Origin of the sequence: Arthrobacter sp. MYb213 (assembly GCF_002979915.1) — a bacterium.
Taxonomy (GTDB): domain Bacteria; phylum Actinomycetota; class Actinomycetes; order Actinomycetales; family Micrococcaceae; genus Glutamicibacter.
Genome location: NZ_PCQA01000001.1, coordinates 331,396 through 355,433 on the forward strand (window position 1 = coordinate 331,396; position 24,038 = coordinate 355,433).

The 24,038-nt window shown below is 57.7% G+C and carries 24 protein-coding genes; 17 read left to right on the forward strand and 7 right to left on the reverse strand.

Annotation, left to right across the window (positions count from 1 at the left end; genetic code table 11):
* The first annotated feature begins 12 nt into the window (after window positions 1-12).
* On the forward strand, window positions 13-579 hold the full coding sequence (locus tag CQ011_RS01555; RefSeq protein ID WP_105673998.1) for an HIT family protein: 567 nt from the start codon (window positions 13-15) through the stop codon (window positions 577-579).
* A 280-nt stretch (window positions 580-859) separates the two neighbouring features.
* Here the strand turns inward: CQ011_RS01555 and CQ011_RS01560 are convergent, their stop codons facing one another.
* Entirely contained in the window at window positions 860-1,078 is a 219-nt protein-coding gene (locus tag CQ011_RS01560; RefSeq protein ID WP_105674000.1) for a hypothetical protein, read from the reverse strand.
* Between CQ011_RS01560 and CQ011_RS01565 the strand changes: the two genes are divergently transcribed.
* From CQ011_RS01565 to CQ011_RS01585, 5 genes are all read left to right on the forward strand, one after another.
* Window positions 1,077-1,424 carry an LppP/LprE family lipoprotein gene (locus tag CQ011_RS01565; protein ID WP_105674002.1) on the forward strand — a complete coding sequence of 116 codons (348 nt, stop codon included), beginning with the start codon at window positions 1,077-1,079 and terminating at the stop codon, window positions 1,422-1,424. The two genes, CQ011_RS01560 and CQ011_RS01565, sit on opposite strands and share 2 nt — an antisense overlap.
* Window positions 1,421-2,017 (forward strand): hypothetical protein, encoded by a 597-nt coding sequence (locus CQ011_RS01570; protein WP_105674004.1) that lies wholly within the window; start codon window positions 1,421-1,423, stop codon window positions 2,015-2,017. The genes CQ011_RS01565 and CQ011_RS01570 overlap by 4 nt, the downstream gene beginning before the upstream one ends.
* 166 nt (window positions 2,018-2,183) lie before the next feature.
* Window positions 2,184-3,092 carry a pyridoxal 5'-phosphate synthase lyase subunit PdxS gene (pdxS, locus tag CQ011_RS01575; protein WP_096257802.1) on the forward strand — a complete coding sequence of 303 codons (909 nt, stop codon included), beginning with the start codon at window positions 2,184-2,186 and terminating at the stop codon, window positions 3,090-3,092.
* A gap of 415 nt (window positions 3,093-3,507) precedes the next feature.
* Window positions 3,508-4,401 carry a class II glutamine amidotransferase gene (locus CQ011_RS01580; protein WP_105674006.1) on the forward strand — a complete coding sequence of 298 codons (894 nt, stop codon included), beginning with the start codon at window positions 3,508-3,510 and terminating at the stop codon, window positions 4,399-4,401.
* 307 nt (window positions 4,402-4,708) lie between these two features.
* Window positions 4,709-5,269, forward strand: coding sequence for a dihydrofolate reductase family protein (locus CQ011_RS01585; protein ID WP_105674008.1), 561 nt, complete (start codon window positions 4,709-4,711; stop codon window positions 5,267-5,269).
* Between the two features lie 46 nt (window positions 5,270-5,315).
* Here CQ011_RS01585 and CQ011_RS01590 read toward each other — a convergent pair whose 3' ends face one another.
* Both CQ011_RS01590 and CQ011_RS01595 read right to left on the reverse strand, forming a co-directional pair.
* A complete protein-coding gene (locus CQ011_RS01590) occupies window positions 5,316-6,080 on the reverse strand; it encodes a GNAT family N-acetyltransferase (RefSeq protein WP_105674010.1) in 765 nt (254 codons plus the stop codon).
* A complete protein-coding gene (locus tag CQ011_RS01595) occupies window positions 6,080-8,092 on the reverse strand; it encodes a M3 family metallopeptidase (RefSeq protein WP_105674012.1) in 2,013 nt (670 codons plus the stop codon). The genes CQ011_RS01590 and CQ011_RS01595 overlap by 1 nt, the downstream gene beginning before the upstream one ends.
* A 72-nt stretch (window positions 8,093-8,164) precedes the next feature.
* Between CQ011_RS01595 and CQ011_RS01600 the strand changes: the two genes are divergently transcribed.
* Window positions 8,165-9,313, forward strand: coding sequence for a CapA family protein (locus CQ011_RS01600; RefSeq protein WP_105674014.1), 1,149 nt, complete (start codon window positions 8,165-8,167; stop codon window positions 9,311-9,313).
* Here CQ011_RS01600 and CQ011_RS01605 read toward each other — a convergent pair.
* Window positions 9,310-9,957 carry a DUF6226 family protein gene (locus tag CQ011_RS01605; RefSeq protein ID WP_105674016.1) on the reverse strand — a complete coding sequence of 216 codons (648 nt, stop codon included), beginning with the start codon at window positions 9,955-9,957 and terminating at the stop codon, window positions 9,310-9,312. The two genes, CQ011_RS01600 and CQ011_RS01605, sit on opposite strands and share 4 nt — an antisense overlap.
* A gap of 35 nt (window positions 9,958-9,992) precedes the next feature.
* Entirely contained in the window at window positions 9,993-10,826 is an 834-nt protein-coding gene (locus CQ011_RS01610) for an aldo/keto reductase (RefSeq protein ID WP_105674018.1), read from the reverse strand.
* Window positions 10,827-10,959: 133 nt separating this feature from the next.
* Between CQ011_RS01610 and pdxT the strand changes: the two genes are divergently transcribed.
* From pdxT to CQ011_RS01655, 9 genes are all read left to right on the forward strand, one after another.
* Window positions 10,960-11,571: a pyridoxal 5'-phosphate synthase glutaminase subunit PdxT gene (gene pdxT / locus CQ011_RS01615; protein ID WP_105674020.1), complete on the forward strand. Its 612-nt coding sequence runs from the start codon at window positions 10,960-10,962 to the stop codon at window positions 11,569-11,571.
* Between the two features lie 3 nt (window positions 11,572-11,574).
* Complete coding sequence (locus CQ011_RS01620; protein ID WP_105674022.1) at window positions 11,575-12,333, forward strand: YebC/PmpR family DNA-binding transcriptional regulator; 759 nt, start codon at window positions 11,575-11,577, stop codon at window positions 12,331-12,333.
* Window positions 12,334-12,336: 3 nt separating this feature from the next.
* The gene (gene ruvC, locus CQ011_RS01625; protein WP_105674024.1) at window positions 12,337-12,939 is read left to right on the forward strand and encodes a crossover junction endodeoxyribonuclease RuvC; all 603 of its coding nucleotides are present in this window, start codon (window positions 12,337-12,339) and stop codon (window positions 12,937-12,939) included.
* Between the two features lie 61 nt (window positions 12,940-13,000).
* Window positions 13,001-13,618 carry a Holliday junction branch migration protein RuvA gene (gene ruvA / locus CQ011_RS01630; RefSeq protein ID WP_105674026.1) on the forward strand — a complete coding sequence of 206 codons (618 nt, stop codon included), beginning with the start codon at window positions 13,001-13,003 and terminating at the stop codon, window positions 13,616-13,618.
* Window positions 13,619-13,627: 9 nt separating this feature from the next.
* Window positions 13,628-14,677 carry a Holliday junction branch migration DNA helicase RuvB gene (ruvB, locus tag CQ011_RS01635; protein WP_096257789.1) on the forward strand — a complete coding sequence of 350 codons (1,050 nt, stop codon included), beginning with the start codon at window positions 13,628-13,630 and terminating at the stop codon, window positions 14,675-14,677.
* Window positions 14,678-14,817: 140 nt separating this feature from the next.
* Entirely contained in the window at window positions 14,818-15,225 is a 408-nt protein-coding gene (gene yajC / locus CQ011_RS01640; RefSeq protein WP_105674028.1) for a preprotein translocase subunit YajC, read from the forward strand.
* Between the two features lie 57 nt (window positions 15,226-15,282).
* Entirely contained in the window at window positions 15,283-16,980 is a 1,698-nt protein-coding gene (gene secD, locus CQ011_RS01645) for a protein translocase subunit SecD (RefSeq protein ID WP_105674030.1), read from the forward strand.
* The gene (gene secF / locus CQ011_RS01650; protein ID WP_105674032.1) at window positions 16,973-17,947 is read left to right on the forward strand and encodes a protein translocase subunit SecF; all 975 of its coding nucleotides are present in this window, start codon (window positions 16,973-16,975) and stop codon (window positions 17,945-17,947) included. The genes secD and secF overlap by 8 nt, the downstream gene beginning before the upstream one ends.
* A 209-nt stretch (window positions 17,948-18,156) precedes the next feature.
* Window positions 18,157-20,424 (forward strand): RelA/SpoT family protein, encoded by a 2,268-nt coding sequence (locus CQ011_RS01655; protein WP_105674034.1) that lies wholly within the window; start codon window positions 18,157-18,159, stop codon window positions 20,422-20,424.
* Between the two features lie 70 nt (window positions 20,425-20,494).
* Here the strand turns inward: CQ011_RS01655 and CQ011_RS01660 are convergent, their stop codons facing one another.
* Complete coding sequence (locus CQ011_RS01660; protein WP_105674036.1) at window positions 20,495-21,100, reverse strand: hypothetical protein; 606 nt, start codon at window positions 21,098-21,100, stop codon at window positions 20,495-20,497.
* 58 nt (window positions 21,101-21,158) lie between these two features.
* On the reverse strand, window positions 21,159-22,517 hold the full coding sequence (locus tag CQ011_RS01665; protein WP_105674038.1) for a DUF349 domain-containing protein: 1,359 nt from the start codon (window positions 22,515-22,517) through the stop codon (window positions 21,159-21,161).
* Window positions 22,518-22,660: 143 nt separating this feature from the next.
* On the opposite strand from CQ011_RS01665, the gene hisS reads away from it, so the two are divergent.
* A complete protein-coding gene (gene hisS / locus CQ011_RS01670; protein ID WP_105674040.1) occupies window positions 22,661-23,986 on the forward strand; it encodes a histidine--tRNA ligase in 1,326 nt (441 codons plus the stop codon).
* The last annotated feature ends 52 nt before the right edge of the window (window positions 23,987-24,038 follow it).

Consider the following 24,038-nt stretch of genomic DNA (forward strand, 5'->3'; position numbering starts at 1 on the left):
GAGTCCACCAACATGCAATATCCGCAGGACGAAAACGTCACCGACGACTTTGAACTCGCCGGTGTGCCAGATTCGTTCCAACGTTTGTGGACCCCTTACCGGATGGCCTACATCAAGGGCGGTCAGGCGCAGGTGACGGACGAGGCAAGTTGCCCGTTCTGCGCCGGACCGAACCGCACCGATGAAGAGGCACTGCTGGTACACCGCGGTAAAACTTGTTACGTGATCCTGAACTTGTTCCCATACAACCCTGGTCACCTGCTCGTTTGCCCGTACCGACACGTGCCGAACTATACGGATATCACGGTGGAGGAAACCGCAGAGATGGCTGCGCTCGCGCAGCAATCGATGCGGGTACTGCGCAAGGTATCTAACGCCGCCGGCTTCAACTTGGGTATGAACCAGGGTGAGGCTGGGGGAGCGGGTATTGCCGCGCACCTGCATCAGCACATTGTGCCGCGCTGGAATGGGGATGGAAATTTCTTCCCCATCATCGCGCAGACAAAAGCGATCCCGCAGACCCTCTCTGAGGTACGTCAAGTGATCGCCGATGCGTGGGATAGCGAAAATCCGAGCTAGATTCATCAATGCTTAAATCAGGGTGGTAGGAACATTTAGTTGTTCTTGCCGCCCTGACTGCTTTAACCCGATCTATCGCTATCTCACATTGTGATTTCTTAGCTCAAAGTACGGCGTGACATGGTTAGACTAAAGCCAAATACCTAAGACTTATACGATTTTACGGAGGAACCGTGACAGGAAGTGTTGGTTATGGCTTCAAGGCCCTTTCCTTGTCTGCTGCTTTGACGCTACTGCTTGGCGCGTGCTCAGCACCCGTGAGCCCGCAAGCGCAACCCACTCACTCCGAAGTGGCGGTAAGCTCCTCGGCTACGGCCAGCACTAGTGCCACGCCAACTCCAAAAGAAGCAAAAAGCGTGGCACCCACCAAGCCAGCTCCCACCGTCACAAAATCTAGCAAACCTGCCCAGCCCACCTGTGGACCAAAGCTAACTTCTAGTGCATTGGCTAAACTTGCGAACAAGTTGCCGGCGCCAAAGATTTCCACCGGAGAGATCATGGATTGGAAGTGGGACGCGGACTCTGCGGATCCGTCTACTTATGATGAATGCGCCGCACTGTCATGGGTCACCTTTCCCATTGAGGGAGCCACCGGCTCATCGCCCTACATCATTGCCCTCTTCCATGAAGGCAAATACCTCGGAGTCGCCACTCGTACGACATTCGGTTTTTTCCCACAGGTAGTACGCGTTGACGATGGGCAACTGAAGGTAACTTATACCTATGCCAAAGAAGGGGATTCCAACGCGGGAGCCTCAGGCCGAGCGGTCTCCACCTACTCTTGGAACTTGAATACTGAGTCCGTCAAACATCAAGGCGCATTCCCACCGGGATACGCGCAGTGAATCCCCTTAGTACGCTCGAAGAAATCCGTGCTTGGATCATCAGCGGAACCGAGCATGAAATCCGCTTTGCAGTTCAGGGCGCGGCCGGCTATTCGATAGGTAAGGTCAACCAGATTCTCGAGGAGCTGAGCTTCGAGCATGACGAAAATTGTGAGTCCTTTCTGCTCGGATGGCTCAAGGAGCTTTCCCCATTGGAACGTCTTGCTGCGGCGGTGGCCACCGAACACCACTATCAGTTGGGTCTGGTCGCTATCGAGCGTGCGGCAGACCAAGAAGTCCTACAGGTGATGGAATCTGTCAAACCCGCCTTAGCGGAACTGGCGCAGAGTTTCCAGGAGGCTCACTCCCGAGCCAGCGACCCAGACCCTTCCTACACCAAGCGTTTTACCGTACGCCTGCTCGCTTACGCCGAGCAGCTGCGTTCGGTAGCCGAGGACATCAACAATGATGTGCCATTGCTGCAATTAATGTCCGATGAGGTAGCGAAGATCGAAGCGGCCAGCCCCGAAGGTTACGGCCATCCGGCAAAATATCAAGTGGAAGCTGCTTTAGCTCTAAACCCTAAATTCACAGATAAAAAGTCTCTTGACTAGCGTGTTCATCGAGATCGACAATGTTACGCATTAACCCCCGACTAAGGGATAAATCCACTATCGGTCAATTGTGACGAAACACCGGAGGTAATAAAGCAAACCAATTCTACGATTACTGGCAGAGCACCACTGTGCTTGCCAGTGTTTGAAAGGAATAACCCCCAACATGTCTTCTGCAGATCAGCGTCAGGACAACGTCGTCGGCTCCGAACGCGTAAAGCGCGGGATGGCCGAAATGCTCAAGGGCGGCGTCATCATGGACGTTGTCACTCCGGAACAAGCCCGCATCGCTGAAGATGCCGGCGCCGTAGCCGTTATGGCTCTAGAGCGCGTACCGGCCGACATTCGTGCCCAGGGCGGCGTCTCGCGCATGAGCGATCCGGACATGATTGATAGCATCATCGCCGAAGTCTCCATCCCAGTGATGGCCAAAGCTCGCATCGGTCACTTCGTCGAGGCACAGATCCTGCAGTCACTCGGTGTGGACTACATCGACGAGTCTGAGGTGCTTTCCCCAGCAGACTACGAGAACCACATCGACAAGTGGCCATTCACCGTGCCATTCGTTTGTGGCGCCACCAACCTAGGTGAGGCGCTACGCCGCATCAACGAGGGTGCTGCAATGATCCGCTCCAAGGGTGAAGCAGGAACCGGCGACGTTTCCAACGCGACCGGACACATGCGCAAGATCCGCGCAGAAATCGCCAAGCTTGCTGCCCTGCCAAAGGACGAGCTGTACGTGGCTGCCAAGGAGCTTCAGGCTCCATACGAGCTGGTCAAGGAAATCGCTGCGACCGGTAAGCTTCCGGTCGTGCTGTTCACCGCCGGTGGCATTGCCACCCCGGCAGATGCAGCCATGATGATGCAGCTGGGCGCCGATGGCGTGTTCGTCGGCTCGGGCATCTTCAAGTCCGGAAACCCGGTACAGCGTGCCGAAGCCATCGTGAAGGCCACTACCTTCTTCGACAACCCGGATGAACTGGCCAAGATCTCCCGCGGCTTGGGTGAAGCAATGGTCGGCATCAACGTCAACGAGTTGCCAGAACCACACCGCCTTTCCGAGCGCGGCTGGTAAAAATCTCTAAATGAGAAGTAGCGGTCACGCTGCCAAACATTGGCAGCGTGACCCCTACTTCGTTAACGCTCATTCACGAGAGTGCAAAATCCACTGAAGACTCATTGCTCCCTTCGTCCAAGGCAATACGATCACAAATGGCCACGGCTACTAGTTGAGCCGAGGAACGGCATTTTCATGATTTGCCTACTAATCAACACGCGCGTTGGCTCGTCAAGAATGATCACGATCTCTCGCAGTACCAACTATTCTTGCCAACCCAGACAACGGAGATTATCAACGCTGAGCCTGAGAGAATTCCGCTGCCCTTCTCAAAGCGTGACTAGGACACTATTTAAACGAATGCTTGTCCACCCTTGAGTCACAGGTCTAGTGTGAGCATCAGGAGTCTTCGCCACGAGATGGGGATCAAAAAATGTGCCGTTGGCTAGCTTATCTTGGCTCACCGATAGAGATCGCAGACATTCTGGTGCGGCCAAATCATTCGCTGATTGATCAAAGCTTGCACGCTAGGGAGCTGTACCTGCCCAATGATCCGCTGGCTGCACAATTCACGAACCACGCATTTCCCACCAATGGCGATGGCTTTGGAATGGCTTGGGCCGGACGCGCAGAAACCTTAGGACAGTACCGACAAGTTGGTCCGGCTTGGGATAGTCAAAACCTGAAGCATCTCGCGCAACAACTTGAGTCCGGATGCTTCCTCGCTCATGTGCGTGCGGCACCCGGTGGAACGATTGCGGAACAGAACTGCCATCCATTTGCGGATCACGGCTGGATGTTTCAGCACAACGGGTCGATCCCTAACTTTCGTGAACTCAAACGCGAGCTGACCTTCGACGTGGCCGCGCCACTATATCCGTCGATTCTGGGCAACGCAGATACCGAGCTTTGCTTCTATCTGGCGCTGACCTATGGGCTGGAGCAGGATCCCGTCACGGCACTTACCCGTATGGTAGCTCGGGTTGAACAGTCCAGGCGCGAACATCAAGTTCGGGCTCCCTTTCGAGCGACCATGTGTGCTTCAGATGGCAGACGTTTAGTGGTCTTGCGCTGGGTAAGCCCAGATGCGTTAGGTGCAGTTGCGCCGAGCCTATATCACGCGACCGGGTCAACAATTCTGCACGATGTTGCTGGTGAAAAACTCTCGTTGCCGGCCGATGCGCAGCTGGTCGTCTCCGAACCGCTTTCTCTCCATTGGAGCAGGCATACCTGGGTCGAAGTCCCATCGGGAACCATTGGAGTATTCGAGCAGGGCCAACCACCAAAAATTGAACCGCTGAAGCTGGAGCAGAGAAGGCAGTACTAGCCATCCAGCATCTGACTGGCTGACATCAAGTTGGTGGCTTACGCGCTCTAAACCTAGATTATTTGAAGAGGGGCGATGGTTCGTGGTGCCAGAACTGGATGTATTTTGGACCCGATATTTCCGCCGCCGAGCGTTTGCTTATGTCCGAAGAGCAACGGGGTGCTTGAAGAGAATTTACTGCGCGAGCCAAACTTCAAGTGCATTCGAAAGTCTTGCGGAAAGGGTACCTTCTCAAAGGGTCTGAAGGATCTTGCGCACAGCATCAGCGATTTAGCGACAGGCGAGAAATCGATGGGAAACTTGAATTATGAGTGAAATAATTTTCGACGCAGCGGTATCTCTAAACGGCTTCTTGGCCGATGAGAGCCATAGCCTGCAATGGCTTTTTGATGTTCCAGGAGCCCAAGAGCCAGACCCTAATCTGCTGCCGAAAAATGTCGGTGTGCACGTGGAAGGCGCAAACACCTACCAGTGGATGTTGGAGCACGAAAACCTCATTGCCGAACCCGAAAAATGGCAACAGTTCTACCCAAACATCACCACCTTCGTCTTTACCCACCGCAATCTTCCGGTACCCAAAGGCGCCGATGTGCGCTTCGTTTCCGGAGCCCTGCAAGGACATCTAAAAACAATTCGTGATGTCGCCGGTCCAAAGAACATTTGGGTGCTCGGGGGAGGAGAACTACTGGGCCAATTCCTCGACGCCAACGCCCTGGACACCCTGGCGCTCACCATCGCCCCGGTGACCTTAGAGACGGGGGCTCCGCTACTGCCACGCAACATCGGAAGCGACCGATTGGAACTACGCGAAGCCCATCAAGCCGGTCCATTCGCACGACTGATCTACAAGGTGAGATCAGCAGATTAAAAAGCAGCGACGGGACCCGGAAGGATCCCGCCACTAACTGTTGACGTTAAGACCAAGAACGCAGAATCATATGCCGTCCGCGTCCGAGCAACCGCAGCCCATTGGCGCTGAAGAAGTCCGCACTGCTCGGCGGGGACGCCGCGAGCAGTTCCTGGGTTGCATCCTCATCCGGTGGATCTAATGGATTGATCAGCGACCGAGACAGCCCGTGCAATAGCGCCGTGCCGACGCCCTGACGGCGGTGACCCTTGCCCACCGCCAGCGAGTGCACCATCGCCTGACCATTTAGGCCTTGCTGCACAAAACCTCGACCGACGATGTCGCCTTCCTCGGTGCGTGCCAGGGCATGCTCTACCCGGCGCAAGGCCGGGTGACCGCTGGAAAGTTGCGAAGAAGGATCACGCCACAGATTTGTGACCTTCAGTTCTGCGGCATCGGCTCCTGTGGCTTCTGGAACATTATTGCCCAGCCGGATCTTCCCCTCCCAACGTTCCATCGGAATCGCAAGGCGTCCTGCATGCCAGGCGATCTGCGCATTGTCGGTAAAACCTGCGTCTTTGAGTCCAGTGGCATCGGAACCCGAATTCACCCAGGCTTCCACGCGGCGTGCGCCCAAGCGCATACCCTCGGCAAACGCCGGGCGTAGGCCCGCGGAATCTGCATGCTCCGGAAAGAGCAGGATCAGGCGCTTACGCACCGGCTGCCAAGCCCAGGAGCATCCGTGGGTGGTAAAGATCTTGCCACCTGTAGCTACCGCGAGGGCCTGCTGCCAATGGCTAAGAGCTTCTTGCGCGGAGGCAATTGTCGTCATTATTCTGCGTTCACCAATCCTCGACGGCGCAACAACGGTTCAACCCGTGCGCTGCGTCCGCGGAACATTTCGTAAGACTCTAGTGGATCGCGCGTATTTCCGCGCGAGAGCAGTTCCTGACGGAACCGCATTCCATTTTCTCGCATTAAGCCACCATTTTCCTCGAACCACTGCACAGTGTCGGCATCTAGCACCTCACTCCAGATGTAGGAGTAGTAGCCGGCAGAGTAACCATTGGCGAAAATATGCTGGAAATACGCGGTTCGATACCGTGGTGGGATCAGCTCCGGAGTGAAACCAAAGTTGGATAAGGTCTCCCGTTCAAATGATTCCGGGTCCTCGATGCTGGTTCCCGGATCGATGGTATGCCAAGCCCAATCCAACACACTGGCCGCCAAATATTCGGTGGTCGCAAATCCCTGACCCCACAGCTCCGCCGCCCGGATCTTCTCGATGGTTTCCTCGGGTAGCGTCTGGCCAGTTTCATAGTGTTTGGCATAACCGCCAACCACATCCGGGTGCAATACCCACATCTCGTTGACCTGAGAAGGGAACTCGACAAAGTCTCGTGGCACCGACGTTCCAGAGAGAGTCGCATATTTTCCATTGGAGAGCAGCCCATGCAACGCGTGGCCAAACTCGTGGAACAACGTGTTCGTCTCGTCTAAGGTCAGAAGGATCGGTTGCCCCTCGCCTGGAGCCGCGATATTGAGCGTATTTGTCACGATGGGACGCTCGTCTAGATCAGCGGCGAAATCGCGCATGGAAGTCATCCAGGCGCCGCCCTTTTTCGTTTCGCGCGCCAAGAAATCGCCACTGTATAGGCCCATGGCCGAGCCATCCGCGTCAAAAACTTCCCACACGCGCACCGCTGGGTGGTAGGTCGGAAGGTCAAAACGTTCGGTGAAGCTGAGGCCATAAAGGGTCTGTGCGGTGGCAAAGACACCGTCATGCAGCACCGAGTCCAGCTCAAAGTAGGGGCGCAGGGCTGCGGAGTCCACAGCAAAACGCTCGCGCAACACCTGATTGGAGTAGTAAGACCAATCCCAGGCATTGAGCTCACCGCCGGCCAGTTCGCGTAGCGTGTCCGCCTCAGCGATTGCGTTACGAACCGCGGCTTCGGTCAGTTCCTTCAGCCGGGTGGCTACCGCTTCGGTTGAGGGTGCCGTTGCATCGGCCAAAACGGTTTCGGCATGGTTCGCAAATCCAAGCAGTGCTGCCCGATCCGCGCGCAGTGCCGCCATCTGTGCGGCCAACGGTAGCGTGGAATTCTCCGCGGACCCACGGCTCAACGAAGCTTCAAAAACCTTGCGCCGTGACTCCGAGCGAGTCAAGGAAGCGAGCACTGGTTGCCCGGTAGGGGAGACCAGCGGAAGCAGATAGCCGGTGCTGTGCCCGGCGGTTTCAGCGGCTGCCCGTGCCGAAGCAATCCGAGCCTCGTCGAGGCCTTCGAGCTCAGTCACGTCGGCAAAGAGCACCGCGTGGGCATTCTGATTTTCTAACGCCTTGGTGGAGAACTGTGTGGACAGCTCGGAAAGCTGCGCGTTCAGCGCCTTCAGCTTCTCTTTAGCCCCTGCATCCAAGCGGGCGCCGGCAAGCTCAAAGGACTTTAATGTCTCGCTCGCTAGCCGGGCGTCTTCGCCTTCTAGCTCACCCAGATCCACCTCGCGCAGCCGTGCATAAAGTTCCGGATTCAGCTGAATCTCGTCACTCTGTGCGGTCATGATCCCACTGAGTTCGGACTGGATCTCACGCAATTGCTCGGTGCCGTGTGCCGAAAGCACACTGAAATAGGCCATCAGCGTGCGGCGCAACAGTTGACCACTGCGTTCGAGCGCGAGGAAGGTGTTCGCAAAAGTCGCCGGCGTTGCATCGGCCACGATGGTGGCGATCTGCGCAAGATGCTCCTGCGCGCCCGCGCGGGCTGCCTGCAGGTAATCATCGGCGGTGATGTGGGCGAAATCTGGCCACTGGTAGGGCAGTTCGCTGGGTTTCAGAAGCGGGTTTGGCATAGTGCCAGATAACCACAGGACACGTGATTTTGCTTGCATTAACACGAGGTATCAGCCGATAGGGTAGAACCCATGAAGTCACGTGCGCTGCCCGCGGTCCTCGCATTACTACTGCTCACGGGATGTTCTGCGGCCGGACAAGAGACTACGGCGGAACCTACGCCCAGCCCAGTGCAGACCCAGCAGGACTCACTAAGTCCTAGCCCTACACCGAGCCAAACGCCGGCGCCAAAAGAACTCTCCTTGATGGCCACTGGCGATGTGCTGCTGCACCCACAACTACTCAAGGAAGCTAAAACTTCCAAGGGCTACGATTTCCAGCCGTTGTTGGATGGACTCAGACCCTATGTCCAGGACGCCGACGCGGCATTATGCAACCTCGAAACACCGATCGGTACACCGCCCTACTCCGGATACCCAACCTTCGCCGTGCCGGCTCAGATTGTCGCGGACCTGGCAACCATCGGCTACGACGGCTGCACCACCGCCACCAACCACACCGTGGATATTGGCACCACCGGAGTCAAACGCACGCTGGACACGCTAGAAAAGTACAAACTCTTTGCCACCGGGTCCTACCGCACCCAGACCGAGGCGCAGGCGCCACCGCTGATGGACGTCGAGGGTATCAAATTCGGTGTCATCGCCAGCACCTACTCACTCAACGGTATGCGCGCCGACACCGACTGGCGGGTAGATACCGGGGTGGACGCGAAAAAACTAATCACCCGCGCCAAGGCCGCACGGAAATCTGGCGCGGAAATAGTGGTCGCGGCCATTCATGACGGCACCGAATACAGCACCCGTCCCAGCGACGCACAGCGCAAGCTCGGCCAAAAGTTGGCCGAATCCGGTGCCTTCGATTTCATCTACATGCATCACACCCACTCGGTGCTGCCCATTGAAAAGCATGAGGGCACCTGGATCGTCTACGGTCTGGGTAACTCGGTAGCTAAGCACGCCACCCCGACGATCCTGAACCGTGAAGGAATCAGTATCAAGGCCACCTTCACCCGCACCGGAAAAGATCACTGGAAGGTGGGGGAGCTGGCCTGGGTTCCGCATCAGTTGAGTTCCTCACCGGTCAGATGGTGTCAGGTATTCACCGCCGATGACTGCCTGCCGGCGGCCGATGCCAAAGCCTCGCTGGCGCGCACCAGCAAAACCGTCAACGCCTATGGCGCCTTCGACGATGGCCTGAAACCCTGGGAAATGGACTAGGCCCCGCGTACCGGCCACGGTGCCCACGCACCACCGTTCGGAAGCATGGCACGCGCCCTGGCCAAGCGCTCCGGTGAAATCTCCTCCACGCCATCGGAGATTTCGCGACCAGCTATTCCGTCCGGATCAAAACGGTGTGTGAGCAGGCCGGCTCCGGACTCATCAAGTATTTCGGTGAAGTGCCCGGTCACGACCGTTGCGATCTGTTCCTCTAAATCGTCCAAAAGCTCGTCGACAGAATCGTCGCACGCATCACAACCGCAGATCGGAAAACGCCACTGATATAGCGCACCAACCGATAAGAGCACCCCGGGAAAATCAGTGAACACTAAACCCAATGGTGCACAGGCACGATCAACCGGAATTAGCCGTACCGACTGAACCACCGGCTGCGTTGTATAACCCAGCTCGGCGGCTAATCCCGGGTCTTGAAGACACCGCACATCGAAGCGTGCAAGCAGCCAATCCATGAGTGCCTGCGCCACGGTATGTAATGGTGCAAAACGTTGTGGGTGGACGGTCACCGAATAACTTTCCTCCGCGGGCTGCCCAGGCCACCGCTGACCATGGCAGATGAGTGAACCTTCGTCATCAAAGTAATCTTGCCTGGCGATGACGGGGCGCCGGTAACCTTCTAACTGCATGTGGTGTTCCTTCCGTCCATTGGCAAGAGTGCCGGCTAGTGCCCGAACTCATCCGAATCGGTAAATGGACCGGCACCGGTATCCAGTGCCTCGATGTCTGCCATCTGCGTGGTGCTCAGTTCAAAGTCGAAGATATCGAGATTCTGCGCCTGCCTTGAAGGGTTTGCCGATTTCGGCGCCGCCGCTCGCCCAGACTGTACATGCCAACGCAAGGTCACCTGCGCAGGCGTCTTCATGTGCGCCTCGGCAATCTGCACCAGTGTCGGATGCTGCAAAAATTCAGATTTCCCCCGACCCAGCGGTGAATAGGCCTCGGTGAGTACCCCATGCTCGGTGTTATACGCCTGCCACGAGGCACTGCGCCGCTCGGGATCCAGCTGAATCTGATTAACCGCCGGGGTGAATCCCGCATCAAGCAAAACCTGCAATTGTGCGGGCTTAAAGTTTGAGACGCCCGCGGCGCGAATCAGCCCCTCGGCCACAAGCTTTTGCATCTCGGCAAAGGCCTGAACAAAAGTGCCCTGCTCCGGGTTGGGCCAGTGAATAAGAAATAGGTCCAGATAGTCCAGACCTAAACGATTCAGCGAATTTTCCAACGCTTGGCGCACCCCGGCGGCCGAATGCCACTGCTTGTTAAACTTCGTGGTCACAAAAACTTCATCGCGAGGCACCCCACTAGTTCGAAGCCCCAGACCCACCGCTTGCTCATTTTGATAGTTTTCCGCCGTGTCGATCCGGCGGTAACCAATATTGAGGGCCGAGGTGACCGCGTCACTTGCTTCGGACTCGCGCATCGGCCAAGTTCCTAAGCCGATCGCGGGCATCAAAAGATCACCGGGCAATTTAAAGGCTGAAATATCTGCACTCATAGGCCTGAACCTATCAAGCCCGGCAAACTTCTGGCGACACACCGAGAAATAAAACTGCACAGCGCGCCCTACCGGTATTAACGTTATTTCGGCGCTTCCTGCGCCAACCATCCACAAACTGTGAAGGCTCAAGATGAGCGAATTTGGTGTGCTCGCACTACAGGGCGACTTCCGTGAACACCTTGCCGCGCTCGATGGCTTGGGAGTCAAAGCCCGCATGGTGCGTACGCTCGATGAGTTGAAGGCCGTGGATGCGCTGATCATTCCCGGCGGCGAGTCTTCGGTGATTGATCGGCTCACCCGCAACTATGGTCTGGCGCAGCCGATCAAGGAGCGCATCGCTGCTGGCATGCCCACTTACGGCTCCTGTGCCGGAATGATTATGTTGGCCGATCGGCTGGAAAACCCCGCGGTCACCAGTACCGGCGAGCAACAGCAAACGCTGGGCGGAATCGACATGTTGGTGCGCCGCAACGCGTTCGGGCGACAGGTAGATTCCTTCGAACACACGCTCAAATTTGTCGGCCAGGACCTCACCGCGGTGTTCATTCGAGCTCCCGAAGCAGTTCAAATAGGCCCCGACGTGGCTGTGCTTAGTACGGTGCCTGCGCCCGATAGCCGTGCACAAGGTAGAATCGTTGCAGTACGTCAGGGAAATTTGTTGGCCACTAGCTTTCATCCGGAAGTTACCGGAAGCAGGGCCATCCACGATTTTTTTGTTAATCTCACGCGAGGAGACGCTTAAAGCATGTCAGGCCACTCCAAATGGGCAACCACCAAGCATAAGAAGGCAGCCATTGACGCCAAGCGCGCCAAGGCCTTCGCTAAATACATCAAGGGCATCGAAGTTGCCGCTCGCGCCGGCGGCGCCGACCTGGCCGGTAACCCGGCACTGGAACTCGCCGTCAGCAAGGCGAAGAAGAACTCCGTGCCGATCAACAACATTGATCGCGCTGTTAAGCGCGGCGCCGGACTTGACGGCGAAGTTGTCGACTACACCGAGATCATCTACGAGGCCCGCGGCCCGCAGGGTTCGGCACTGCTCATCGAGTGCCTCACCGACAACAAGAACCGCGCAGCTTCCGAGGTCCGCGTAGGCATCACCCGCAACGGTGGAACCGTCGCCGATCCGGGCTCCGTGTCCTACCTCTTCGCCCGCCAGGGCGTAGTACGTCTACCCAAAGGCGAGCTGACCGAGGACGACCTGTTGATGGTTGTACTCGATGCCGGCGCCGATGAAATCCTCGACGAAGGCGAAACCTTCGCCATTGTCTGCGACCCTTCGGACCTGCGTGCGGTAGCTGCCGCACTGGACGAAGCTGAAATCGCCTACGAAACCGACGAAATGGAATTCATTCCGTCGATGAAGGTTGATTTGGACGTTGAGGGTGCACGTAAGTTCTTGCACCTGTACGACGCGTTGGAAGAACTCGACGACGTGCAGGGCATTTACACCAACGCCGATCTATCCGACGAGGTCCGTGCGGCCCTCGACGAAGAGCAGTAGGACTTGGCCCTACGTGTCGTAGGCGTCGACCCCGGACTGACCCGCTGTGGTTTGTCCGTGGTCGACGTCGCACCCAACCGCAAGGTTGAGCTAATCGATGTCACCGTCGCCGGCACCCCACCGGGCACCCCGCTCGACGCGCGGTTGCTGACCATCGCCGATGCGATCGACGCATGGCTTGATAAACATCAGCCCGACGTACTCGCCCTAGAGCGGGTCTTCGCCTCGGCCAACGTTTCTACGGTCATCGGTACCGCCCAGGTCACCGGCGTCATTATTCTGGCAGCCGCCCGGCGCAACATCCCGGTGGCGCTACATACCCCCACCGAGGTTAAAGCCGCGGTCACCGGTAGTGGACAGGCCACCAAGGCTGCCATCGGTAAGATGGTCGCCAAGATATGCCGGCTCGATGAGCCACCTAAACCCGCCGATGCCGCCGATGCGGTGGCCTTGGCCATCGCCCACGGATGGCGTGGCGCAGCAGTTGGCTCCAACGCTTCGGCCTCAGCGTCCGCCGCACGCACCGGTTCCCAGCAACTCACCGCCGCACAGCAGGCATGGATTGCCGCCGAAGCCTCCTCGAAGCATCGTGCGGCCCGTCGCTAATCGCCATTCGTAACTATCTTCGATAAGCTAGAAGCGTTCGAACATACTTTTGAGGAGTGGCATGATCAGCTCATTGACCGGCACGGTCCAGGCCGTAACCCTAAACACCGCGGTTATCAACGTCAACGGCTTCGGCATGCTTATCCAAGCTACCCCCGGCACGCTCTCCACTTTGCACGTGGGCCGTGAAGCCACCGTGCACACCTCGATGGTGGTGCGCGAAGATTCGATGACGCTCTTTGGCTTCGCTACCCCCGACGAACGCGAGGTATTCGAAGTAGTTATCGGCGTCTCGGGTGTTGGCCCTCGCACCGGCCTAGCGATCTTGGCGGTACACACCCCCGAAGAGGTCCGCGTCGCGGCGAACACCAAAGACACCGCCGCCTTCACCAAGGTCTCGGGCATTGGTCCCAAGGGCGCCAGCCGAATCGTACTGGAGCTCAACGGCAAACTGATCCCCACCGGCGTAGATACCGCCACGGCCCGTACGAGCACCGGATCGGTCTGGGAACCACAGGTCATCGAGGCGCTCACCGGCCTAGGCTGGACCGAAAAGGACGCACAATCTACGTTGAAGGCACTGGGCAAGGCGAACCCTGAAGTTGTCGAAACCGGTAACGTCTCCGAAATTCTACGTGCGGCGCTACGTAGCATGTCCACCGGCACTCGTGCCCGATAGGATAACCCTGTGAATGATTCCTCGCAGCTGACCAACGCCGGCAGTGAACCCGAAGAGCGGGTGATTGAGGCAGCTCTGCGCCCGCGCAACTTAGACGACTTCGTCGGTCAGGGCCGGGTACGCCAACAGCTCTCACTGATGCTTGAAGCGGCGAAGATCCGCGAGCGCACCGCCGACCACGTGTTGCTCTCGGGTCCTCCCGGATTGGGAAAAACCACACTCTCGATGATTATCGCCGCGGAAATGAACGCCCCGCTACGCATATCTTCGGGCCCCGCCATCCAGCACGCGGGAGATTTGGCCGCGATTCTCTCCTCGCTCACCGAGGGTGAAGTGCTCTTTTTGGACGAGATTCACCGGATGTCTCGGCCTGCCGAAGAAATGCTTTACATGGCCATGGAAGATTTCCGCGTGGACATTATTGTCGGTAAGGGCGCCGGGGCTACCGCTATTCCCTTGGAACTTCCGCCATTTACTTTGGTGGGGGCGACCACCCGTGCCGGGCTGCTTCCTGGTCCGCTACGCGACCGCTTTGGCTTCACCGGACACCTAGAATTTTATGCGGTTGAAGAACTCGAACTGGTCCTTCGCCGTTCGGCAATGATGCTTGATCTACGCGTGACTTCCTCGGCCTTCAGCGAGATCGCTGGACGTTCGCGTGGCACCCCACGTATCGCGAACCGCTTGCTTCGTCGCGTGCGGGACTGGGCGCTGGTGAACAAACTTGAAGAGATCGATCACGGGGCTGCCGCTGCAGCACTGGAGATGTACGAGGTGGACCCCAAGGGGCTTGACCGCCTGGACCGCTCGGTACTCGAAGCGCTGTGTCTTAAATTTGGTGGGGGACCGGTAGGACTGTCGACCCTGGCCATCGCGGTGGGTGAAGAAAGCGAAACCGTAGAAACCGTCGCCGAGCCCTTCTTAGTTCGTGAAGGACTCATGGGACGCACCCCGCGCGGACGCATCGCGATGCCAGCGGCTTGGGAGCATTTGGGCCTCGCGGTGCCTAAGGATGCGATCTTTGCCGGAACTCAAAGCTATGAATCCGATGAGGATTAGATGAATACATCTACTCTGCCCGCGTAAATGGCTTGGTGCTTTGCTTCTAGCCATTAGACTGGAGACGCCCGACACACGCCCTGACTTTGGCGTGCCCGGGCGTCTTAGCTCTTTAAACGAATCGTTAGCAGGTATTACAAGTGAATTCCCTCGTCCTTGCACAGGGAGCCGGTGGCGGCTTCAATCCATCCATGATTCTGATGGTCGCGCTCTTCGCAGTGCTGATCATCATGATGATCCGTGGTCGCAAGAAGGTTTCTAAGCAGCAAGAAGCACTGAAGACCAAGTCGGTTCCAGGCGCCAAGGTGATGACCAACTCGGGCATCTTCGGCACCATCATTTCTATCGATGAGCAGGATCGTGTGCTTGTCGAGGTCGCCAATGGCGTGGTGCTCACCTTGCACCGCCAGGCTATCTCCACCTTCTTGGATCCAGAAGTAACCGAGGCTCCTGCCGAAGAAGCCGCTGGCACTCCTGCCGTCGCCGAATCCCCAGAAGAGAGCCTTCGTCGTTTGAACGACCAGGGCAAGGACGACCGCAACGCCTAAGGCAGGCACCATCGTGGTGGCTGTCTAGCACGCCACCAGTTCAAGAAAGCACAATAGATGTCATCAATTGGACCTGTAAAACAGGCACGCAAGGCGTTGCTGTGGTTACTGGTCGTCCTCATCATTGCAACCGGTGTTCTGGTTGCTGGTGTGTCGACGGGCAAGACCGGCGCGGCCCCAAAGCTGGCGCTCGACCTCGAAGGCGGCACCCAGATGATCCTGGCGCCCCGAGTTAAGGGCGACGTAGCTATTAGCCAGGAGCAGCTCGATCAAGCGGTGGAAATTATCCGCCAGCGCGTCGATGGTTCCGGTGTTACGGAAGCCGAAATCACCACCCAGTCTGGACGTAACGTCGTCGTGTCGATGCCTGGAACCCCGGATGCTGAAACGCGTCAGCTGATCCAGGCCTCGGCGAACATGGAATTCCGTCCGGTGCTCATTACCGGTTCCTACGAGGCAACTCCAAAGGAACAGCGCACCGCTGACAAGGACATTCCAGCACCGACGGCAAAGCCGGAGAATCCTTCGGATACCAGCTGGATCACCAAAAAGCTCTATAAAGAGTTCGAGGCCTACGACTGCCCAGTCGAGGTCGAGAAGCGTGAAACTGCGGAGCACGATCCAAAGGCCGCAATGATCTCCTGTGACCCGCGCCAGGGAGTGAAGTACATCCTCGGCCCGCAGGAAATTCCAGGTGACCAAATTTCTGATGCCTATGCCAACTTGGCACGCGGTGTTCAGGGCGCGGTGACCGGCGAGTGGGTCGTGGTGATCGAGTTCAACAATCAGGGCGCCGCAACCTTTGCGGAAACGACTCAGCGTCTCATCGCGTTGCAGGGTTCACAGAACCAGTTCGCCATCGTGCTTGATGGAACCGTCATCTCAGCTCCAACCACCAATGCGGTGATCTCCGATGGTCGCCCACAGATTTCTGGTGGCTTCACCGAGGAATCCGCGCAGGCGTTGGCCCAGCAGCTCAAATACGGCGCACTGCCGATTAGCTTTGATATTCAGTCTGAGCAGCAGGTGTCAGCCACACTCGGTGGGGACCAGCTCAAGGCAGGTATTATCGCGGGCATCATTGGTCTAATCTTGGTGTTCATCTATTCGCTCTTCCAGTACCGTGCGCTGGGTCTGGTCACGATTGCTTCGCTGATCGCAGCTGGCGTATTGACCTATCTTTCGCTTGTACTTCTTGGCTGGGGGATGAATTATCGTCTATCTCTGGCAGGTGTCGCGGGTCTGATCGTGGCCATTGGCTTGATCGCTGACTCCTTCATCGTGTACTTCGAACGTGTCCGTGATGAGTTGCGTGATGGCCGTTCGTTGGCCAGTGCCGTGGATGTGGGCTGGTCTCGCGCTAAGCGAACCATTCTGGTTTCCAAGGCTGTCAACGTACTTGCTGCCGTGGTGCTCTACCTCGTGGCCGTGGGTAACGTGCGAGGCTTCGCCTTCACCCTAGGCTTGACCGCAATCATCGACCTCGTCATCGTTTACGGTCTGACCCACCCAACGCTAATGCTGCTGGCACGCACGAAGTTCTTCGCAGATGGACACCGCCTCTCCGGCCTGGATCCATCGCTGCTTGGCGCGGTACCGCTGTACCGCGGTGCCGGCAAGGTGCGCAGCTTTAATGAAAATGCGCAGGAAAACCGCGGCAAGAAGAACTCTAAAGCGAGCGGTGAGGCAGCCAAGCGGTTGACCATCGCAGAGCGCCGTCGCGCCGAAGCAAACCGGGAGGAGAACAATGAATAATCTCGCAGAGTGGGGCAATCAGCTCTACACCGGGAAGCGCTCCTACCCGTTCACCCAGAAGCACCGCCTGTGGTTCTTGATCGCTGCTATTCTGGTGATCGCCTCGATCCTGGTTCCGGTGGCCAAGGGCGGGTTCAACCTCGGAATTGATTTCCGTGGCGGTTCGGAATTTATGGTCTCTGGTGTACAGAACACCGAGGTCAGCGTCGGCGAAGATGTAGTGAAGAACGCTGCAGATGGTGCCGCCGCTACGGTCACGAATATCGCTCCGGGCACCATGCGCGTGCAGACCGATCGACTCAACGATGATCAGACGCTCACCGTGGCGGGCGAACTGGCCAAGGCTTACCAAGTCGAATCCAGCGAGGTGACCAGTAACTTCATCGGTCCAACCTGGGGCCAGGACGTCTCCAAGCAGGCTCTGATCGGCCTAATCGTGTTCATCGTGTTGGTTGGCTTGCTGATGGCCGCGTACTTCCGCACGTGGAAGATGTCTATCGCCGCAATTGTTGGCCTGTTTGTCGTGATCATCATTACCGCGGGAATCTATTCGCTCTCCGGTTTTGAAATCACGCCCAGTGCGATTATCGGGTTCCTGACGATTCTGAGTTATTCGCTGTACGACACTGTGGTGGTTTTCGACAAGGTTCGTGAAAACACCAAGGACTTCGAGCAGCAGAATAAGCGCACTTTCCAGCAGAAGGTGAACCTCGCGGTGAACCAGACTCTGGTGCGTTCAATCACCACCTCGGTGGTTGCAGTGCTGCCAGTAGCTTCGATCCTGTTCATCGGTTCCTACCTACTCGGTGCCGGTACGCTTAAGGACCTGTCGCTGGCTTTGTTCGTCGGCATTATCATCTCCACCTTGTCCACCTTGTTCATTCAGGCGCCGGTCTACAGCTGGTTGCGTGAACGAGATATCGACGTGGTCAAGCACAATAAGAAGATGGAAGCGCTGGACGCCTAAGCACTAAAAACCTTCTTGGCATCAAGCCACGAGCGAAGTGCCCCGGATCAACCGATCCGGGGCACTTTTTTATAGTAGTGTCGAACGGGTAATTAGTTGTCATCACGCGAATGTGCTATAACGAATGAACTAAAACATTGCACGGCGCCGGCATCGCGAGCTTGGCACCTAGCACCGTTAGGACCGGCAACGGTGGGAAGGAGCGAGGCATGGCTAACACGCCGACCCCAAACAATTCGAAGCGACGCTCTATCTCACGTCTAGTACGCTTTGCGGGCCGAGGTAGCACTCCGAGCACCTCGCCAACTTTGGAACCGTTGCTACGCACGGTCAAATCCAAACACCCCAAGGCTGATCTTGATCTGCTGATCCACGCCTACGAGGTGGCAGAAAAGTACCACGAGGGTCAAAAACGTAAAAGTGGAGACCCCTACATCACCCACCCGGTGGCCGTAGCGACGATCCTTGCAGAAATGGGTATGACAGGTTCGATCCTGGCTGCCGCGTTGCTGCACGACACCGTGGAAGACACCGACTACTCGCTAGAGTCGGTCACCAAGGAATTTTCCGAAGAGATCGCGATGCTCGTCGACGGGGTGACCAAACTCGACAAGGTCACCTATGGGGATGCCGCCCCGGCGGAAACCGTCCGCAAAATGGTTGTCGCGATGTCCCGCGATATCCGTGTGCTGCTCATCAAATTGGCCGACCGCCTGCACAACGCGCGCACCTGGCGTTATGTCTCTGCCGAGTCCAGCTCGCGCAAGGCGAAAGAGACCTTAGAGATCTTCGCTCCGCTGGCGCACCGGCTGGGCATGAACGCGGTTAAATGGGAACTGGAAGACCTTTCCTTCGCAGCCCTGCACCCACTGGTGTACCAAGAAATTGTTCGGATGGTGGGGGACCGCACCCCGGAACGCGAAAAATACCTCGCAGGCATCCGCGAACAGCTGAACAATAAACTGGGCGAACTCAACGTTCACGCCCAAGTCTCGGGCCGACCGAAGCACTATTACTCGATCTACCAGAAGATGATCGTGCGCGGTAAAGACTTCGACGACATTCACGACCTGATGGGCGTACGGATCACCGTGGACTCGGTGAAGGACTGTTATGGCGCCCTGGGCGTAGTGCACTCCGAATGGAATCCGCTGCCCGGACGTTTCAAAGACTACATCGCGCTGCCGAAGCTAAACCTTTATCAGTCTCTGCACACCACCGTAATGGGCCCAGAGGGCAAGCCGGTGGAAATTCAGATCCGCACCCATGAGATGCACCTACACGCCGAGAATGGGGTGGCAGCGCACTTCCAGTACAAGCATGGGGACCGCTCCGATGCGATGCTCTCGCCGGAGAAGAACATGGAGTGGCTGCGCTCCTTGATGGAGTGGCAGGAGGACACCACCGACTCCGAGGAATTCCTCGACGGACTGCGCTACACCATCAACTCCGCCGAAGTTTACGTGTTCACCCCCAAGGGTGACATCATGTCCCTGCCGGTGGGTGCTACGCCGATCGATTTTGCCTATTCCATCCACACCGATGTTGGACACCGCACCATTGGCTCCCGGGTGAACGGCAAACTCGTTCCACTGCATACCGAGTTGAAGCAGGGCGACGTGGTGGAGGTCTTCACCTCCAAGGCCGAAGACGCCGGCCCTTCGCAGGACTGGCAGCACTTCGTCAAGTCCCCGCGAGCCAAGGCTAAGATTCGCGCGTACTTCTCTAAGGAACGCCGCGAGGAAGCGATTGAAAAGGGCAAGGAGCTACTCACTAAGGAGTTGCGCCGCAATCAATTGCCACTGCAGCGGTTGATGACCCATGAGTTGCTGACCACCGTGGCCACCAACCTGCACCACGTGGATATTTCGGCGCTCTACCAGTCGGTGGGTGATGGGCACACCAGTGCGCAGAACGTTATCGAACACCTGGTCTCGCTCACCGGCCCTCCGGCGGGAGAACAGGTCGATGAAGAAGCAGTCGTCAGCACCAGCCTGTCCAAGCCCACCACGGGCAACGACGCCGGCGTCATCGTGCAGGGCGTCGGGGATGTGCTGGTCAAGCTCGCTCGTTGCTGTACACCGGTCCCACCGGATGAGATCCAGGGCTTCGTGACCCGCGGCGCCGGAGTTTCGGTGCACCGCACCGACTGCCTCAACCTCGCACAGCTTGCCCAACAGCCTGACCGCTTGGTTCAGGTATCCTGGGCGGAAAAGCACCACGGGGTATTCCTGGTGGAAATCCAGGTGGAAGCGCTGGACCGCAAGTCACTGCTCTCAGATGTCACCCGGATCCTGTCCGAAAGCCACCTGAACATTCTCTCGGCCAGCGTGCAAACTAGCCGCGAACGAGTGGCGATCTCACGGTTCTCCTTCGAAATGGGCGATCCAAAATTCCTGAGCCATGTGCTCAACCAGGTCCGCCGCATCGATGGAGTCTACGACGTCTACCGCACCACCGCAGGAAGTCGACGCTAAACACCAAACCCTGCGTAACGCCAGCTACAATCTGGGTCGTTACGTGGGGTTTTGTGTACCCTGGGCGGTTTTAGGCAGCACGCGCCTCATAGGACTGCACCAAGCGCAGTGCACGCGCCACAGGGGGACTGGCCTCCAGTTGGGCCAGGCTTTCACCCACGGCGTCCAGATTCAAAAACGGATCACCAAGGCGTTGCACTTGATTAAACACCGAGGTGGCGATCGGCAATGGGTCATAACAGGCCACATCGCAGACCGTGCGCAAGGAACTGCTCAGCCTGACCCGTTTACGATTGACCACATCCGCATCGTCAATCGGCAGCTGCACAAATTCAAAGTGCAGCCCGTTGCCCGGCCGGAAAGGCCGATGATAGAGATCCGATGAAATGCAGACGGTGTTCACATGTGGCAGTAAGCCATGGATCCAGGCGGCGGTCTGCTGGCAGAAAATATCGGTTCTACCAAAATGTCGACCGGCAAGAAACGCGGCTATTTGCGCCCGCGCGGTCGAGTCATAACGAAACCTGCTCTCCACAAAACACCCACCAATGGATTCGCGCAGCAGCCCATGGCTAGCCATGGCGCCAAGCTCATTGCGGGTAAAAGGTTCGCCGACGATAAACAGGTCTTCGGGGATACGCAACGCGGCGACGCGCTGTCCGGTAACTTTTTCCATAAAGCTACTGAACCAGCAAGCGCCGCCGCGTAGGGGGTGTTTGTGCGATCTGTGGATTCTAGTCGAGATCCGCCGCAGACTTCTCCAGGGTGTTCAACCACATCTGGCGAGCCTCCAAGGCCTCCTGAGCCTTCGCGATCCGCTTGGCATTACCCTGCTTTTTCGCTGCTTCAAGGTCCTCTTCCAAAGCTGCAATGGTGTCCTGCAGCTGCGAAAGCATCGAGTTCGAGCGGGCCTTGGTCTCTGGATTTGACCGGCGCCACTGCTCTTCTTCGGCGCCCTTGACTGCCTCTTCCACCTGACGCAATGCCGATTCGACTCGCTGGAGGTCCGCGCGTGGCACCTTGCCAGCTACTTCCCAACGGCTACGAATTGAATCGAGCTTCTGCTTGGTGATGGTCAGATCCTTCACCGGCACCAAGGTGCGAGCCTCTTCAAGCAGCGCCTCCTTGACGATCAGGTTTTCAGCGTATTCGGCATCAACCTTCGCATTTTCCGCGGCACGCGCCTGGAAGAATACGTCCTGCGAAGCACGGAATCGGCTCCACAGCGCGTCGTCATCCTTGCGTGAGGCACGGCGGGATTTTTTCCACTCGTCCATCAGCTTGCGGTACTCGGCGGCGGTGCCTGCCCAGTCGGTGGAGGTTTGCAACGCCTCGGCGCGGCTGATCAGCTCCTCCTTGGCAGACTTTGCCTGCGCGTTGGTGGCATCGAGCTGTGAGAAGTACGCCCGGCGGTGACGGTCAAAGGTGGTGCGCGCAGCACGGAAACGCTTCCAGAGCGCATCTTCGGTGGCACGCGGCAAACGTACGGCCGAACGCTGAGTGCCCTTCCACGTTTCGAACAGTTCGTTCATCGCGGTGGAAGCGGTCTTCCACTGGATCTGCTCGGGACGCTTCTCAGCCAAGGCTTCGGCCTGCTCAACAAGGGCTTCGCGCACCTTGAGCTGTTCGGCACGGGCGGCCTCGGTGACCTGACGCTGTTCGCCAGCCAGAGCACTCACCGCGGTGCGTGCAGCGGCGATCCGCGCTTCCAGCTTCGGAATATCGCCGACCAGATGGCGCTCGGCCACGGTGGCGGCCAAGGTATCCAAGGTCTTTGGCATATCGCCACTTGGTGCCTTCGCGCTCACACGCTGTTCGAGTAGCATCAATTGGGACAGCACATCGTCGTATTTGCGCACAAAGTAGGCCAAAGCCTCATCCTTTGTGGCATCCGGGTACTGTCCAACCGGGTGCTCGGCGCCGTCAATGATGACAAATACATGCCCATCGTCGGTGACGCGGGCAAATTTTGCCGCTTCTTCAAGGGGGGTACTGTGGTCGACGGGCTGAGCCACAACCTGCTTTGCCACTGGCTTATGCGCCTGTGGCAAGGGGATGTTCGGGCTGTCGTCGGATTTCTGACTGGTGGTCACCGCTGAAACTCTTTCGCTTTACTGTTCGCTTGCTTTGCCTAACTCTACCTGTGAGCTGCACTTCTTAGTAAGCCGACGTGCACAGTATTGCTACCTGATGCGTCGTAAGATGGATAGGCAACCATTTTGTATGAAGGAGTTTCATGGCACGCAAGGCCTCATTATCAGGTTTCCCCGAATGGCTTCCCGCCGAGCGGGTCGTCGAACAACATGTGTTAGACACCTTGCGTCGCACCTTTGAACTGCATGGTTTTGCCAACATTGAAACGCGCGCGGTGGAGACCCGCGGGCAGCTGCTGCGCAAGGGCGAGATCGACAAGGAAGTTTACGGCCTCTCGCGGCTAGCGGCTGAAAATGAAGATAAGCACGATCCGAACGCACTAGCCCTGCACTTTGATCTGACGGTGCCTTTTGCCCGCTACGTGGTAGAAAACGCCGGACACCTAGCTTTCCCTTTCCGCCGCTACCAGATGCAAAAGGTGTGGCGCGGCGAGCGTCCGCAAGACGGCCGCTTCCGTGAATTCACCCAGGCAGATATCGACGTGGTCGGCGACGGCACGCTCGCCTTCAGCTACGACGTGGAGCTGGCACTGACCATTGCCGATGCCCTGTCCGCACTGCCGATCGGCGACTTCCGTCTGCGCGTAAACAACCGCAAGCTGGCCGAAGGCTTCTACCGTGGTCTGGGTCTAGATGATCCGGATGCGGTGCTGCGCGCCATCGACAAGCTGGAAAAAATTGGCAACGAGGCGGTGGCCACGATCCTCATCGACGAGGTTGGCGCCACCCGTGAACAGGCCGACGCCGCGCTGGCCCTGGCCGCCATCCGTACGCTGGACACCAGCTTCGTGGAGCAGGTGCGCGCCCTAGGCGTCGAACACGAGCTGCTAGATACCGGGCTCGATGAACTCTTCCAGGTGATTGACGCCGCCTCTAAGCGTGCCCCGGGCAAGGTGATGGCGGATCTGTCCATCGCCCGCGGCCTAGATTATTACACCGGCACCGTGTACGAGACCGTGCTGGTGGGCCACGAATCTTTGGGTTCGATCTGCTCCGGCGGGCGCTACGAATCCTTGGCGTCCAAGGGCAAGAAAAATTACCCCGGCGTAGGACTGTCCATCGGCGTGACTCGTTTGGTCTCCCGGATCCTTGCCGAGGAGCTGGTGAGCGCCGCGCGCACCGTGCCGTCGGTGGTATATGTCACCTTGCTCAACGACGATTCCTGGCACCAGGCCCAAGACGTTGCTGCCGCGCTACGTGGCCGGGGGATCGCCTGCGAGGTCGCTTCGAGCGCCGAAAAGTTCGGTAAGCAGATCAAGTTCGCAGACCGACGCGGAATTCCGTTCGTCTGGTTCACCCAGGAAGACGGCACCCACGAGGTGAAAGATATCCGCACCGGTGAGCAAATTACCGCCGATCCAAGCAGCTGGACCCCACCGGCAGAAGATCTGCACAACACCGTCAACTAGTCACGGTGCACTAAACTCGTCAACGAGAAGAACTGAAGAGATTTCTAGTCTC

Bases quoted from the DNA above. Each gene is read 5' to 3' on its own strand.
- CQ011_RS01590 (WP_105674010.1), bottom strand. From the start codon at position 6,080: ATGACGACAATTGCCTCCGCGCAAGAAGCTCTTAGCCATTGGCAGCAG.
- CQ011_RS01560 (WP_105674000.1), bottom strand. From the start codon at position 1,078: ATGATCTCTCCGGTGGAAATCTTTGGCGCCGGCAACTTGTTCGCAAGT.
- CQ011_RS01600 (WP_105674014.1), top strand. From the start codon at position 8,165: ATGAAGTCACGTGCGCTGCCCGCGGTCCTCGCATTACTACTGCTCACG.
- CQ011_RS01555 (WP_105673998.1), top strand. From the start codon at position 13: ATGCAATATCCGCAGGACGAAAACGTCACCGACGACTTTGAACTCGCC.
- hisS (WP_105674040.1), top strand. From the start codon at position 22,661: ATGGCACGCAAGGCCTCATTATCAGGTTTCCCCGAATGGCTTCCCGCC.
- secD (WP_105674030.1), top strand. From the start codon at position 15,283: ATGTCATCAATTGGACCTGTAAAACAGGCACGCAAGGCGTTGCTGTGG.
- secF (WP_105674032.1), top strand. From the start codon at position 16,973: ATGAATAATCTCGCAGAGTGGGGCAATCAGCTCTACACCGGGAAGCGC.
- pdxT (WP_105674020.1), top strand. From the start codon at position 10,960: ATGAGCGAATTTGGTGTGCTCGCACTACAGGGCGACTTCCGTGAACAC.
- CQ011_RS01660 (WP_105674036.1), bottom strand. From the start codon at position 21,100: ATGGAAAAAGTTACCGGACAGCGCGTCGCCGCGTTGCGTATCCCCGAA.
- ruvA (WP_105674026.1), top strand. From the start codon at position 13,001: ATGATCAGCTCATTGACCGGCACGGTCCAGGCCGTAACCCTAAACACC.
- pdxS (WP_096257802.1), top strand. From the start codon at position 2,184: ATGTCTTCTGCAGATCAGCGTCAGGACAACGTCGTCGGCTCCGAACGC.
- CQ011_RS01580 (WP_105674006.1), top strand. From the start codon at position 3,508: ATGTGCCGTTGGCTAGCTTATCTTGGCTCACCGATAGAGATCGCAGAC.
- CQ011_RS01620 (WP_105674022.1), top strand. From the start codon at position 11,575: ATGTCAGGCCACTCCAAATGGGCAACCACCAAGCATAAGAAGGCAGCC.
- CQ011_RS01585 (WP_105674008.1), top strand. From the start codon at position 4,709: ATGAGTGAAATAATTTTCGACGCAGCGGTATCTCTAAACGGCTTCTTG.
- CQ011_RS01605 (WP_105674016.1), bottom strand. From the start codon at position 9,957: ATGCAGTTAGAAGGTTACCGGCGCCCCGTCATCGCCAGGCAAGATTAC.
- CQ011_RS01655 (WP_105674034.1), top strand. From the start codon at position 18,157: ATGGCTAACACGCCGACCCCAAACAATTCGAAGCGACGCTCTATCTCA.
- CQ011_RS01595 (WP_105674012.1), bottom strand. From the start codon at position 8,092: ATGCCAAACCCGCTTCTGAAACCCAGCGAACTGCCCTACCAGTGGCCA.
- CQ011_RS01610 (WP_105674018.1), bottom strand. From the start codon at position 10,826: ATGAGTGCAGATATTTCAGCCTTTAAATTGCCCGGTGATCTTTTGATG.
- CQ011_RS01565 (WP_105674002.1), top strand. From the start codon at position 1,077: ATGGATTGGAAGTGGGACGCGGACTCTGCGGATCCGTCTACTTATGAT.